The organism is Tritonibacter sp. SIMBA_163 (genome assembly GCF_046535935.1).
Taxonomy (GTDB): Bacteria; Pseudomonadota; Alphaproteobacteria; order Rhodobacterales; family Rhodobacteraceae; genus Epibacterium; species Epibacterium scottomollicae.
The window spans coordinates 1-316 of sequence record NZ_JAWJBP010000233.1; the positions used below are offsets into that span (position 1 = coordinate 1).

Here is a 316-nt window from a genome sequence, read left to right on the forward strand (position 1 = left end):
TGTTCCCGAACCTAATTTTTTCAACCCAAGCTTTGAAGGTGCCTGGAACTCGGATATCAAACGATACCGAGCAAAGCTTCCTGGGGTAAATGCTTACGTTTTCTTTAATGTTGGAATACCAGGATATGTCTCAAATGACGGGAATTTTGGGATACCAACCACAGATGGCACTGAATACATAGCAGCAGTAGATAATGCCAGTGACTCGTTCTACCAAAACCAAGGGTCGAGAACATATGATGTGTTCCGTACTATAACAAGCACTACCCCAAGATTCTCTAATCAAGATAGAAGGTCTAACTTTCTTCTCACTGAC

Annotated in this window: 1 protein-coding gene; it reads left to right on the forward strand. The window is 42.1% G+C overall.

Annotated elements, in window-relative coordinates:
* A partial coding sequence (locus tag R0J92_RS22215; protein WP_411053245.1) for a hypothetical protein occupies window positions 1–316 on the forward strand: 316 nt, incomplete at both ends.